The following is a 13,145-nucleotide window of genomic DNA, read 5'->3' on the forward strand; positions in this document are numbered from 1 at the left end:
AATTTCATCTTAGTTGTAAATAGGCCGACTTTATAGATTTTTTGTAAAGCGGTCTTCTTATTTGGAAGGAGAGGACTTACTTGGCAAAAGAATATGACGTAGTCATTATTGGAGGAGGGACTGGTGGTTATGTAGCTGCCATTCGCTCGGCACAGTTAGGGTTAAAAACAGCAATCGTTGAGAAGAGTAAATTAGGTGGTACTTGCTTACATAAAGGCTGTATACCAAGTAAAGCCTTACTTCGTAGTGCAGAAGTTTTCTCCACTACCAAAAATCACGCAGCCGATTTTGGCGTAAATACTAGTGAAGTAACACTAGATTTTAGCAGAGTGCAAGCACGTAAGGAATCCATTGTAAACCAATTGTTTCAAGGGGTTCAGGGATTGATGAAAAAAGGGAAAATTGATGTTTATGAAGGAACTGGCAGAATGCTTGGTCCATCTATATTCTCACCTTCACCTGGTGGTACAATCTCTGTGGAGATGAATAACGGTGAAGAAAATGAAATGCTTATTCCTAAAAATGTTGTAATTGCAACAGGATCTCGTCCTCGCTCCTTACCTGGTTTAGTTATAGATGGTTCCTTAGTGATGACTTCAGATGAGGCATTATCAATGACAGAGCTTCCAAAATCTATTCTTATTGTCGGCGGAGGAGTAATCGGTATTGAATGGGCTTCGATGTTAAATGATTTTGGTGTGGAAGTTACTGTGATTGAATATGCAGATAGAATTATACCTACCGAGGATAAAGATATTTCTAAAGAAATGCAAAAACTTTTAAGCAAAAAAGGAATTACATTTGCAACAAACGCAAAAGTGCTTCCTGATACTTTAAATACTGTAGACAATGTTGTCAAAATCTCAGCTGAGGTTAACGGTGAAACACAATCTTTTAGTGCTGAAAAGATGCTTGTATCAGTTGGTAGACAGGCAAATACAGAAGGTATTGGTATCGAGAATACAGATATTGTTATAGAAAATGGATTCATAAAGGTTTCTGAAACATTTCAAACGAAAGAATCACATATATATGCAATTGGTGATGTAATCGGAGGTCTACAATTAGCCCATGTAGCTAGTCATGAAGGGATAACTGCAATAGAGCACATCGCAGGAGAAGACATAATTCCTATAAATTATGATCTTGTATCTCGCTGTATTTATGCAAGTCCGGAAAGTTCGAGTGTAGGAATAACAGAGCAACAAGCAAAGGAACAAGGGTTTGATGTAAAAATAGGCAAGTTCTCTTTCAAAGCAATTGGAAAGGCTCTTGTATACGGTGAATCGGATGGCTTTGTGAAAATTGTTGCCGATAAGAAAACAAATGACATATTAGGCGTTCATATGATTGGACCTCACGTAACGGATATGATTTCAGAGGCTGGTTTGGCAATGGTTCTAGATGCTACTCCTTGGGAAATGTCACATACAATTCATCCACATCCTACCTTGAGTGAAATCATGGGAGAAGCAGCGTTAGCTGTAGATGGTAAAGCTATTCATATGTAAAAAAAGGGGGATTTCTATATGACAAACAATCGTCATGAGGAGCTTGGGTTAACAAATGAAGATGTATTAAAAATGTTTGAGACGATGCTAATGGCACGCCGTATTGATGAGCGTATGTGGTTATTGAACCGTGCGGGTAAAATTCCATTTGTTATCTCTTGTCAAGGACAAGAGGCAGCACAAGTGGGAGCGGCATTTGCTCTAGATAACACAAAGGATTATATTGCACCATATTATCGCGATATGGGAGTAGTACTGCATTTTGGTATGACACCTAAAGATTTAATGCTATCTGCATTTGCTAAAGCAGAGGATCCGAACTCTGGCGGACGTCAAATGCCGGGGCATTTTGGACAAAAGAAGAATCGTATTTTAACTGGTTCCTCTCCAGTTACAACACAGCTTCCCCATGCAGTTGGAGTCGCTCTAGCTGCTAAGATTGAAAAGAAGGACTTTATCACTTTTGTAACGCTAGGCGAAGGTTCATCTAACCAAGGTGATTTCCATGAAGGATTGAACTTTGCAGGGGTGCATCAATTACCTTGTATCACAATGGTAGAAAACAACAAATATGCAATATCTGTTCCTTTTGAGCGCCAAGTTGCTAGCAAAAATGTCGCAGATCGTGCCAGCAGCTATGGAATGCCAGGTGTTACAGTAGATGGAAAAGACCCAATCGAGGTTTATAAAGTAGTGAAAGAAGCAGCTGATCGTGCAAGAAATGGGGAAGGTCCTAGTCTTATTGAGGCAGTGACTTACCGATTAACTGCCCACTCATCAGATGACGATGATAGACAATACCGTACTGCAGAAGACATTGCAGAAGGGAAAGCATTAGATCCTATTATTACATTTGCAAAATATTTAAGAGATTTAGACATTCTGTCAACAGATCTTGAAAAAGAAATAAATGATCGCATTATGAAGGAAGTAAATGAGGCGACTGATTATGCAGAAGCTGCACCATATGCTGCTCCGGAAGATGCATTAAAACATGTCTATGCTGAAAAAGACGGGGGGAACGCATAATGGCAATCATGTCTTATATCGATGCAATAACACTTGCAATGAAGGAAGAAATGACTCGTGATGAGCGCGTTTTCGTTCTTGGTGAAGATGTTGGCCGTAAGGGTGGAGTTTTCAAGGCAACCAACGGACTTTATGATGAGTTTGGAGAATACAGAGTTCTAGATACTCCTCTTGCAGAATCTGCTATTGCGGGAGTAGGGATTGGGGCTGCAATGTACGGTCTTCGTCCTATCGCTGAAATGCAGTTTGCAGACTTTATCATGCCTGCTGTTAACCAAATTATCTCAGAGGCTTCACGTATTCGTTACCGTTCTAATAATGATTGGACTTGTCCTATAGTAATTCGCGCGCCTTTTGGTGGCGGAATTCACGGTGCGCTTTATCATTCTCAATCTGTAGAGGCTATTTTTGCTAACCAACCTGGACTAAAAATCGTTATTCCTTCTACTCCATACGATGCCAAAGGATTATTAAAAGCGGCTATTCGTGATGAAGACCCGGTTATGTTCTTTGAGCACAAGCGTGCTTATCGCCTTATTAAAGGAGAGGTTCCGGACGAAGATTACACGATTGAAATTGGAAAAGCAGATGTAAAGCGTGAAGGGGAAGATATTACAGTTATTACTTATGGTCTGGCTGTTCATTTTGCTCTTCAAGCAGCAGAACGTTTAGAAAAAGATGGCATTTCTGCGCATATTTTAGATTTACGTACCATTTATCCTTTAGACAAAGATGCAATTATCGAGGCTGCTTCCAAAACCGGTAAAGTGTTACTTGTAACAGAGGATAATAAAGAAGGTAGCATAATTAGTGAGGTGGCAGCGATTATTGCCGAAAATTGCTTGTTTGATTTGGATGCTCCGATCATGCGCCTTGCTGGACCTGATGTTCCAGCTATGCCATATGCTCCTACGATGGAAAAATTCTTTATGATTAATCCAGACAAAGTAGAAAAAGCAATGCGTGAGCTAGCTGAATATTAAATTGTTGGAAATATGCTTAGGTGAATTTGATCTATTAAAGGAGGAACCCATATGGCACTAGAACAAATTAAAATGCCTCAGCTTGGGGAAAGTGTAACCGAGGGAACAATCGAAAAATGGTTAGTTAAACCAGGCGATCATGTAAATAAATATGATGCACTTGCAGAGGTCAATACGGACAAAGTTACTGCAGAAGTACCTTCTTCCTTTACAGGAGTCATTAAAGAACTGGTTGCAAATGAAGGAGATACGCTTGCAGTTGGAGAAATCGTCTGTACGATTGAAACAGAAGGCGGCTCTTCCGAGGAAAAAATTGTAGAAGTGAAGGAAGCAGCTCCAGAAGAACCAACTGCAGAAACAGTTAAACCAGCTGAAGTGAATAAACATATCCAATCAGCACCGGCAGAACGGGATAAAGGAATAAAAGCTCGTTACTCTCCTGCAGTTCTTAAACTTTCTCAGGAGCATGACATAGACCTTTCTTTAGTAACGGGTACTGGTAATGAAGGCAGGATTACTCGTAAGGATCTACTAAAAATCATAGATAGTGGAGAGATTCCAAAGGCTGCTCCTGCTGCAAAATCTGCCGTAGAAGAAGCGCCGGCTGTATCTTCTGCTCCTGCGAATTCCCAACCAAAGTCTGCTCCTGTTAATGTTCCAGTCGGAGCAGGAGATATTGAAATTCCTGTTACAGGCGTTCGAAAAGCAATTGCAGCTAATATGCTACGTAGTAAGCATGAAGCGCCTCACGCTTGGACAATGATAGAAGTGGATGTAACTAATCTTGTTCAATACCGTGACTCTATTAAAAATGAGTTTAAACAAAAAGAAGGCTTTAACGTTACATACTTTGCCTTCTTCGTTAAAGCAGTAGCACAAGCATTAAAAGAGTTCCCGATGATGAACTCTATGTGGGCTGGTGACAAAATAGTCCAAAAGAAAGACATCAATATTTCGATTGCGGTTGCAACAGATGATGCATTGTTTGTTCCAGTGATTAAACAAGCAGATGAAAAGACTATTAAAGGGATTGCACGTGAAGTGAATGAGCTTGCAGGAAAAGTTCGCTCTGGTAAGCTTAAATCAGATGAAATGCAAGGTGGTACTTTCACAGTCAACAATACTGGTTCATTTGGTTCTGTTCAATCAATGGGTATCATCAACTACCCACAAGCAGCAATTCTTCAGGTGGAATCTATTGTTAAGCGTCCAGTTATTATGGATGGCGGCATGATTGCTGCAAGAGATATGGTGAACCTATGTCTATCTCTAGACCACCGCGTGCTAGATGGCCTTGTTTGTGGTCGCTTCTTAGCTCGTGTGAAAGAAATATTAGAGAATATTTCGAAGGAAAATACATCTGTATATTAATATTCAGGCGAGAAGTCCCTCAGTAAGGGCTCTCGCCTTTTATTTTTATTTATAAAACTTAAGTCCCTTTCGTTTACTTTTTTAAACTATTTCTATAGCATTTAAAAGGAAAGAGATACACATGAATTTTCTATGAAGGGACGATTATATATTATGAAATTAAGTGTTTTAGATCAAGCACCGATCACGGCTGGAAATACTGCAGCAGATGCATTAAAAAAAGCGGAAGAATTAGCCCTTTTAGCTGACGAATTAGGCTATCACCGTATGTGGATGGCTGAGCATCATGGAACCGGTGCTTTTGCGAGCTCAGCTCCTGAAGTCATTGCAGCCCATCTTGCTGCTAAAACTCAAAAGCTCCGGATTGGTACTGGCGGCGTTATGATGATGCATTACTCAGCTCTTAAGCTTGCAGAGGTCTTTAAGACGTTAAGTGCTTTTTCTCCAGGGAGAATAGACTTCGGCGTGGGGCGTGCTCCTGGCGGGGATAACTATGCGATGCATGCTCTTTCTGAGGGCCGTCCACCAATGGTGAACAATATGTATGAAAAACTAGGAACTGCATTACAGCTTTTAAATGACGAAGTTCCCGAGGACAGTGTGTACAATAAAACGATTGCTACTCCATCTAATATCGTGCTTCCCGAAGCCTGGTTGCTTGGCTCGACAGGGAACAGTGCGATTCAGGCTGGAAAGATGGGCTTAGGATATTCCTTTGCACAATTCTTTCAGGGAGGAATGACTCCTGCTATTTTAAATGCATACCGTACAAACTTTAAGCCTTCAGCATTAATGGAAAAGCCTGAGATTAACGTAACGTATTTAGTGACAGTTGCTGAAACAAAAGAAGAGGCAGAATTTGAAGCACTTCCACAGGATATATCTAGACTTTCTCTGATGAAGGGACAAATTCGCCAACTTATGACACCTGAAGAAGCACAAAACTATCCTTTATCTGAAATGGATCGCATGATGATCCAGGAAAATCGTAAAATCCATTTAGTTGGTTCTGCAAAAGAAGTAGCTACTACTCTTCAAGAAGAACAGGCGCATTATGGGTTTGATGAGGCGATGATTTGTAGTATACCGCATTCTCAGCAAAAGCGTTTAGATGTATATCGATTGTTAGCAAAAGAATTGTTGTAGTGTCTTGAGCTCTTTTATATTAATACTGACTGAGCTTCTTGGTATCTTTAGCGAGTAAGTGAACGATTCGTCGTTCACTTACTCGCTTTTTGAATTGACTTCGTTCGTACTATTACAATTCTCAACTCAAAAAACATACTTTTGCCTTGCTTGCTTTCTAGTATAGATTGTTTGCTAACAGGAAAAAACAAGAATAATACTTTATAACATGAATTGCTTTAAATTGGCGGTTGATAACAGAACAAACGTTCTGTATAATGATAAAAAAGAAAGGTGATGGAGATGGCTAATTTCGAGGAAGACTGGAACGCGTTGGATTTATCTAAAATCCGTGATAGAGGTTCAAAAAAGTGGGTGGCGATGATGTTGCCTGAACACGTGAAGATGTTGAGAGACTATCATGAGGAGATAAAAAAAGTTCCGCGCCCAGATCTAAATGAGTTCGACTATGAAGCAATTCAAGAACAAATTGAACTTGCGATGAAAAGAAATGTAGACATAAAAATTAAACGTTGGAAAGATGGAGAATTTTTATATCATCGAGGGACAATTCAATGGATTGATTTAACTAGGCGCATTATCGAATTAGAAGATCCATTTCAATTTTTTGAAGTGAAATTGGATGAAATTGTGGACGTGACGATATTAGAATAAAAACATTCTGAGAGACCTCCTTATAGAGGTCTTTATTGTTTGGAAGTGCTAAGTCTAAATAGATTCAAACATAAAATAATTATAGACAAGATAACTGATGAATCACTTGGGATATATTCAATGTTAGATTTGCTAAATACCTTAATGATAATGAATTCCTTTTACTATAAAAGAGGATTATAGGTATCCATAGGGAATATATTACAGAAGGGTATGATGAGTGGGATAACAGCAAAGGATGATAAAGGGGCAATGAAGAAATACTATATCTTTTTAGAAATCTTGTTTTATGTAGTAGTACCATACTTAATTTGGACTAATGGTAGAGAAGGTTTAGGTGATTATTGGGCACTTTTGTTATCCACTGCGCCTGGATTTGCCTATACTATAGTACGTTTTATTGTAGATCGAGAATTTAATGTGACTGGCATTTTTATCTTGTTCAGTTTATTGGTAGGAACTGTGATTGATATATTATCAGGATCTGCAGAAAGGATGCTATGGAACCAAGTATATTTAGGGGTTGCTTTTAGCTTCGTCTATTTGCTCTCCATGCTCATTAAAAAGCCTCTCCCATTATTTTTCTTTATAGATGTGGCATTCTTGCAGGGATATGACCGTGAAAGCAGTAGAAAGCAGTTCTATCGTAAAGAATTATTTAAATGGTTTCAGCTATTGACGCTAATGTTTGTCATAAGAGGGCTTACCCTAGCAGGCATTAAGGCATGGCTTTTGGACAGGTATGGTGTGGATAGCTATGGCACAATGTTGATTTACTTGAGAATAACTGGTTGGGTCTTTGCAGCAGTTTTCATATGGTTCTATCTAAATATTTACAAGGAAATCAAAAGATTAACGCAGCCACAGCCTCTGCAAGCGATAACAAAAGAAAATCCTTAAAACATATTAGAGAAAAAGCGTTAGCCCATTAGCTAACGCGTCTAACTTATCCAAAATAATATTTGGAAATTTGTGCGATAAATTCTTCTTCTAGTACGCTCTTTTTTTTAACAATGATAAATGTTGAGACAGTAGGCAGGTCGAACAGATCAAAATGTGGCTGCATCATCTTTCCTTCTATTAATTCTCGTCTAACAATAGAGTGAGGAAGAAAGGATACACCGAGCCCCTCCTGGATAAAGCGTTTAGTTATATGGGCTTGTGTGACTTTCATGGTTCTTAATCCAACTACATGCTTATTTAGCTTCAGTAGTAGCTCATCCCAAAAAACAGGATGATGGTGAGTAAAAAGATAATTTTTCTGAAGTATCTCTTTCACATCTATTGGTGGTCCATTTTCTTCATCAAATCCATCAAAAGGCATTAAAAACAAAATTGGGTCCTCGTAAATAGAGATTGATTCTATATTTTTCTTTTGAGAATCAATCGCAGATATTCCAACGTTTACTTCCCCTGTATCAACCAATTCCTCTATAAGATGGGATTCCTCTACCCTTATATTTATTTCTAAATCCGGATGCCGCTTTAAGAATGTTTTTAAAAAGTAAGGAAGTATGGTTTCCGCCATAAGGGGAGAGATGGCAATAGACCATTTACGGCGATAGCCTTGTGCAAATGATCGTATTTTATTGACGCTTGACTCCGACTGTTGAACTAGCTGCTTAGCCTCTGGAAGAAAAAATTTACCAGCCTCCGAAAGGGTTACACGATTGTTTATTCGATCGAAAAGAGGGGTACCTAAATACTCTTCCAGTAATTTAATATGAACGGTCACACTTGGCTGAGAGACCATTAATTTTTCAGATGCCTTTCGAAAGTTTAAGGTATCTGCAGCTACACAAAATGTTTTTAACCAGTGATATTCCATTATATACACCTACTTGATTAACTTTTTTAATTAAGTTAATTATATATATTTAATTTTTATTATCAATGTTTTTAAATATAATAAAGAAAAAGGAGGAGTTTCATATGTTTCAAAAAGGATTAAAAGATGTAGTTGCTGTTCATACAAAAATCGCATCGGTGGATGGAGATATAGGAGAGCTTAGATACCGTGGGATAAAAGTAGATGAGCTAGTAAATGAAGGGTCATTTGAAGATATCGCCAATTTTTTGTGGACAGGGGAACGAACAAACACTAGTTTTCCATCTTTAAATGAATTTAGAGAACTACCAAATCACATAATTGCAATTATTGATGCTCTTCCAATGGAAGTGTCCTTGATGGATGCAATGAGAACGGCGATATCAGGCTATGCTCATGCAGAATTTAAAGAAAAATCACTAGAAGAGCAGGCGATAATTTTAACAGCAGCACTGCCGGTCATAGTTGCTAGACATTATCGAAACCAAAAAGGATTAGCAATAGTAGAGCCTAAAAAAGAACTTAGCCATACTGCCAATTATTTATGGATGCTAAATGGTGAAGTACCAACAGATGTACAAGTTGAAGCGCTTGAAACCTATTTAAAGCTAACGATGGAGCACGGTTTAAATGCCTCGACCTTTGCTGCTAGAGTAACGATTTCGACAGAGTCAGATCTTACAGCTGCAGTAACTTCAGCGTTAGGAACAATGAAGGGACCGTTGCACGGAGGAGCGCCTTCAGGGGTAATTTCACTACTCAATGAGTTTAAAAATCCTACAATGATCAGAGACATTGTAAGAGATAAAATTATAAATGGCGAAAAGATAATGGGCTTTGGTCACCGAATATATAAGACAGAGGACCCTCGTTCCATTTTACTTCGAGACAAATGCTTAAACCTCCAAGGAAAGGATCCTTGGTTAGATATCGCAACTATAGCAGAAAAAGAAATTATTGATTTACTTGCAGAGCATAAGCCTGGACGCAAGCTATACACAAATGTTGAGTATTATGCTGCTGCAATCATGCGCTCGATAGATATGCCAGCAGAACTATTCACACCTACATTTAGTGTAGCTAGAATGGTAGGCTGGACTGCACATGCTATTGAACAAATAAGAGACAACACCATTTTCCGCCCACAATCCATTTATGTAGGGGAATTAAAGTAATAGAGGTAATAATGCAGAAGCATCCGGCAAATGTTTATTTTCTATATATACTTAAATAAATTGAATTAAGTATTGTAGATTTCCGTTTTGGTGTACTCTTTGCGAGAGGAGCGATAAGCCATCTCTGCCGCTATTGTTGTTACACAAAACATGTTGTTAGCTGCCCACCCACATTGTCTGCGTGACACATAATGGGATTGTTCTCAGGCATCTGGTATTGGTTATATCGCTATATAGTCGAAACTGTTATGTGTTTAGTTTGCTAAATATAAAAAGTCATGTGTTATAAAACACATGACTTTTTTATGATTTTTGTTTATTTTTGATGAATGTGTAAATATTTAAAACAACTCCTATGACAAACATAATAATTGCATTCAATGCAAGAACTAAAACCATAAATCCTCCTGCAAAAGCAATTCCTTCTCTTGTGTCATCTGGATCAAAGTTTTTATTAGCATAATAAATTCCGAAAGCGATAAAACAATAGACTATCACCGGAACTAAAAGGGCCATAACAATTGAAGAAACCCATAAAGGAATTTTCCTTTTTTGGTATAAATACACTGCTAAACCATCACAGATTACAAGAGACAATAATAAAACAATCCAAACAATAGCATCACCGTTCATATTAATTACACCCCTTCTATAAAAGGTTAACCTAATGTGGATATTTTTACAATTAAAGGTAATTTTCTGACATCCGAAGAGTGCTTATACCGAAAAATTGAATAAACTGATGTGGAGAAAACCGAACTTTGGAAAGGACAGTTAGACCGTAATCTAACCTACCCCGCCAACATACCCCTAATTGGTTTCCTGCAACTTTACTAGGAAATCAGTGGATATACATTACTGTAAATACGCAAAGGGGAGTATGGCATAATACAAAGACTTCTAATCAGCAATTAAATAGAAGATAATATTTCGTGTATTTTCAAATTATTCTGTTATATAATGGTATTTATAGATGTTATTGGAGTGGTGAACTTCAATTATTTTAGATTTCAGACCAATACAATTATGCAGAGTCTAAAAAATCTTAATACGGAATGTAGAATAACAGATTTTCATTTACATATATATTGAAATTATTACTTTTTGAATCTCCAATTATATATTTTTATCATCGAGTTTCAAAGTAGAATAGGAGAAAAACTATGAACAATAAAATAGCAATAATCACTGGAGCAAGTCATCCCAGGGATATTGGAACTGCAATTTGTAGAAAATTAGCTTCTAAAGGAATAGATATATTCTTTACTAACTGGCAGGCGGACAATGAGTGGATCAATAGGTTACAGCAAGAGATAGAAAATTTAGGGGTCCGTTGTGTAGGAATGGAAATCGATTTATCACCGAGTGATGCTTACAAAGTGGTGCTAGATTCAGTGGAACTGGAGTTGGGAACGCCTTCTATACTAGTTAACAATGCAGCGCATTCGACAAGAGATGGTTATTTGGAATTAGACGGCAATACAATGGATGCCCATTATGCAGTAAACATGAGAACAACATTTTTGCTGAGTGTCGAATTTGTCCGTCGCTTTAAGAGAGAGAGAGCGAACGGAAGAATTATAAATATGACATCAGGACAGGATTTAGGAGCAATGCCAGGAGAACTTGCTTATGCTGCCACCAAGGGTGCTATAACAGCTTTTACAAAATCATTATCTGCGGAAGTAGCACCCCTCGGAATTACAGTAAATGCAATAAACCCTGGCCCCACCGATTCAACTTGGATGACCGATGAAATAAGAGAACACCTTTTACCGAATTTTCCAATGGGACGAATAGGTCAGCCTAGCGATGTGGCAGAGGTCGTATCCTTTATTGCTAGCGATGAGGCAGCTTGGATTACTGGACAAGTTATTCATTCAGAGGGTGGTTTTAATCGTTGATGAGGAAAATTGGCAAATGAAAAAAATCAAAAGACAATTCCAAGATTGACATACTTTGTGTTTTAACCATTCTTTTAGTTTTTACAATGTTAACTTATTTCCATTGGAACGGTTATCAGTAAGTTACAATGAAGAAAATTCTACTCTGCTAATTGAAGAGAGATTAATAGGCAAGGAAACCTATAAAGTTGATTCTTCTACTAATTTAAAATAGATGATTTTCATCAACCAAGTAAATGGAAGTTAACTTGTATGTTTTACCCTTTTACTGCCACGCCTATTTGGTTAAGGCGATATTCTACAAGAAACAATCCTAAATAAAATGGTTGTAAGCTTTTTTGATAGTGGTAGAAGTATTTATTGCCGAGAATATGTTAGTGCATAATAATCTACTACAAAATATTTCTGCCCATTAATAGTAGTAGCATAGTTACTAATGAATCTGAGGGAAAGCTATGAATAATTTGATGAAGCTTGTTATTTTAATATGTATGTTTGTAATATTTTCTGGATGCACAGAGGAAACAGTAAAACCAAATAATCCAACTCATGAGAACCCGATTTTAATGGAACATAATGGTCAGCAATTTGAAATATATACTTTCTTCGAGGAATATGAGAACTTTGTTGATAAGGCTGAAAAAGAGCCTAGTAATATAGAGGCGTTATTTAATCAAGAGGTTAAGAAGGCATTTGCAATAAATTCTAATCACACTGTTTCTTTGTACGAAGAGATACCAGCTCCAAAGAAACTAGAACAAATAAGAGAATATCTAGAAAAATTAAAAAGTAATAAGCAGGAAATAAATAAATGGATCCAAGAAGCATTAGAGGAATCCTCAGACAGGCTTTCTGGAGTAGATAAGACGATTTACGTATTTCCTTCCTTTGTAGAAGAGGAAGCATCCCTAAAAGACTTGGACTACGTGGCTGGTGGAACATTTGGTAAGGAACATTTTTATCTAAAGATTAACCCGTCCTTCACAGAGCTGGCCTTAAAGTATACGGTTGCTCATGAATACCATCATACGGTTGCTATGGAGAGCGGAGACGCTACCACATTACTAGAGCGATGTATATTGGAGGGGAAGGCAGATACCTTTGCCAAAATCATCTATCCACAAATGGAACCGGTTTGGCAACAGCCACTTTCTGGTTATTATGAGGAGCAGGGCTGGAAAGTTTTCAAAGAAAACTTAGAATCAGAGGAATCAGAAATTTGGGATTTCCTTTTCGTCGGTAATCATTTTAAAGGAATAGCCAAATGGACCAATTACAAAATTGGTTATGAGATAATGCGAAGCTTTTTGGAGAAAAATCATGACGTTTCTACAGAAGAATGGACCAAAATGTCTGCACAAGAAATACTAGCTAAAAGTAAGTATGTAGATTAGTTTATGAAATTCCTCTGTCTAACGTACTCTAACAAACAAAAGAAAAATAAGGGTAATACTTTTTGCTAGACAATTGTTTCATAAGAGGATATTTTTTGAGCTTTTAGAAAATCGGTATTCTTCTTGTTATGCACTCGACTTTTTATAAAG

12 protein-coding genes are annotated in these 13,145 nt (G+C 37.6%); 10 read left to right on the forward strand and 2 right to left on the reverse strand.

Annotated features, from left to right (window positions below):
* Positions 1-80: 80 nt before the first annotated feature.
* The 7 genes from lpdA to H9650_RS07370 all read left to right on the forward strand — a co-directional run bounded on the left by lpdA (position 81) and on the right by H9650_RS07370 (position 7,594).
* On the forward strand, positions 81-1,511 hold the full coding sequence (lpdA, locus tag H9650_RS07340) for a dihydrolipoyl dehydrogenase (RefSeq protein ID WP_191696888.1): 1,431 nt from the start codon (positions 81-83) through the stop codon (positions 1,509-1,511).
* An 18-nt stretch (positions 1,512-1,529) separates the two neighbouring features.
* Complete coding sequence (locus H9650_RS07345) at positions 1,530-2,540, forward strand: thiamine pyrophosphate-dependent dehydrogenase E1 component subunit alpha (RefSeq protein ID WP_144536060.1); 1,011 nt, start codon at positions 1,530-1,532, stop codon at positions 2,538-2,540.
* The gene (locus tag H9650_RS07350) at positions 2,540-3,523 is read left to right on the forward strand and encodes an alpha-ketoacid dehydrogenase subunit beta (RefSeq protein ID WP_144536062.1); all 984 of its coding nucleotides are present in this window, start codon (positions 2,540-2,542) and stop codon (positions 3,521-3,523) included. The genes H9650_RS07345 and H9650_RS07350 overlap by 1 nt, the downstream gene beginning before the upstream one ends.
* Positions 3,524-3,574: 51 nt before the next feature.
* Positions 3,575-4,894: a dihydrolipoamide acetyltransferase family protein gene (locus H9650_RS07355; RefSeq protein ID WP_191696889.1), complete on the forward strand. Its 1,320-nt coding sequence runs from the start codon at positions 3,575-3,577 to the stop codon at positions 4,892-4,894.
* 153 nt (positions 4,895-5,047) lie between these two features.
* A complete protein-coding gene (locus H9650_RS07360; RefSeq protein ID WP_154310675.1) occupies positions 5,048-6,040 on the forward strand; it encodes an LLM class flavin-dependent oxidoreductase in 993 nt (330 codons plus the stop codon).
* A 282-nt stretch (positions 6,041-6,322) separates the two neighbouring features.
* Positions 6,323-6,694 (forward strand): YolD-like family protein, encoded by a 372-nt coding sequence (locus H9650_RS07365; RefSeq protein WP_186318055.1) that lies wholly within the window; start codon positions 6,323-6,325, stop codon positions 6,692-6,694.
* A gap of 216 nt (positions 6,695-6,910) precedes the next feature.
* Positions 6,911-7,594, forward strand: a complete 684-nt coding sequence (locus H9650_RS07370) for a VC0807 family protein (RefSeq protein WP_225215955.1) — start codon at positions 6,911-6,913, stop codon at positions 7,592-7,594.
* Between the two features lie 46 nt (positions 7,595-7,640).
* On the opposite strand, the gene H9650_RS07375 is transcribed toward H9650_RS07370, so the two are convergent.
* Positions 7,641-8,522, reverse strand: a complete 882-nt coding sequence (locus H9650_RS07375) for a LysR family transcriptional regulator (RefSeq protein ID WP_191696890.1) — start codon at positions 8,520-8,522, stop codon at positions 7,641-7,643.
* Positions 8,523-8,626: 104 nt separating this feature from the next.
* On the opposite strand from H9650_RS07375, the gene H9650_RS07380 reads away from it, so the two are divergent.
* Positions 8,627-9,697 carry a citrate/2-methylcitrate synthase gene (locus H9650_RS07380; RefSeq protein WP_191696891.1) on the forward strand — a complete coding sequence of 357 codons (1,071 nt, stop codon included), beginning with the start codon at positions 8,627-8,629 and terminating at the stop codon, positions 9,695-9,697.
* A 303-nt stretch (positions 9,698-10,000) separates the two neighbouring features.
* Here the strand turns inward: H9650_RS07380 and H9650_RS07385 are convergent, their stop codons facing one another.
* Complete coding sequence (locus H9650_RS07385; RefSeq protein WP_151109526.1) at positions 10,001-10,330, reverse strand: hypothetical protein; 330 nt, start codon at positions 10,328-10,330, stop codon at positions 10,001-10,003.
* 530 nt (positions 10,331-10,860) lie between these two features.
* Between H9650_RS07385 and H9650_RS07390 the strand changes: the two genes are divergently transcribed.
* Both H9650_RS07390 and H9650_RS07395 read left to right on the forward strand, forming a co-directional pair.
* Entirely contained in the window at positions 10,861-11,601 is a 741-nt protein-coding gene (locus tag H9650_RS07390; protein ID WP_191696892.1) for an SDR family oxidoreductase, read from the forward strand.
* A 455-nt stretch (positions 11,602-12,056) separates the two neighbouring features.
* Entirely contained in the window at positions 12,057-12,995 is a 939-nt protein-coding gene (locus H9650_RS07395) for a DUF2268 domain-containing protein (protein WP_191696893.1), read from the forward strand.
* Positions 12,996-13,145: the final 150 nt, after the last annotated feature.

It is taken from the genome of Psychrobacillus faecigallinarum (genome assembly GCF_014836595.1).
GTDB classification, from domain to species: domain Bacteria; phylum Bacillota; class Bacilli; order Bacillales_A; family Planococcaceae; genus Psychrobacillus; species Psychrobacillus faecigallinarum.

What these genes read in the sequence shown, in the direction of transcription:
- H9650_RS07345 (WP_144536060.1), top strand. Translation starts at nt 1,530, where the DNA reads ATGACAAACAATCGTCATGAGGAGCTTGGGTTAACAAATGAAGATGTA.
- H9650_RS07350 (WP_144536062.1), top strand. Translation starts at nt 2,540, where the DNA reads ATGGCAATCATGTCTTATATCGATGCAATAACACTTGCAATGAAGGAA.
- H9650_RS07355 (WP_191696889.1), top strand. Translation starts at nt 3,575, where the DNA reads ATGGCACTAGAACAAATTAAAATGCCTCAGCTTGGGGAAAGTGTAACC.
- H9650_RS07360 (WP_154310675.1), top strand. Translation starts at nt 5,048, where the DNA reads ATGAAATTAAGTGTTTTAGATCAAGCACCGATCACGGCTGGAAATACT.
- H9650_RS07365 (WP_186318055.1), top strand. Translation starts at nt 6,323, where the DNA reads ATGGCTAATTTCGAGGAAGACTGGAACGCGTTGGATTTATCTAAAATC.
- H9650_RS07370 (WP_225215955.1), top strand. Translation starts at nt 6,911, where the DNA reads ATGAGTGGGATAACAGCAAAGGATGATAAAGGGGCAATGAAGAAATAC.
- H9650_RS07375 (WP_191696890.1), bottom strand. Translation starts at nt 8,522, where the DNA reads ATGGAATATCACTGGTTAAAAACATTTTGTGTAGCTGCAGATACCTTA.
- H9650_RS07380 (WP_191696891.1), top strand. Translation starts at nt 8,627, where the DNA reads ATGTTTCAAAAAGGATTAAAAGATGTAGTTGCTGTTCATACAAAAATC.
- H9650_RS07385 (WP_151109526.1), bottom strand. Translation starts at nt 10,330, where the DNA reads ATGAACGGTGATGCTATTGTTTGGATTGTTTTATTATTGTCTCTTGTA.
- H9650_RS07390 (WP_191696892.1), top strand. Translation starts at nt 10,861, where the DNA reads ATGAACAATAAAATAGCAATAATCACTGGAGCAAGTCATCCCAGGGAT.
- H9650_RS07395 (WP_191696893.1), top strand. Translation starts at nt 12,057, where the DNA reads ATGAATAATTTGATGAAGCTTGTTATTTTAATATGTATGTTTGTAATA.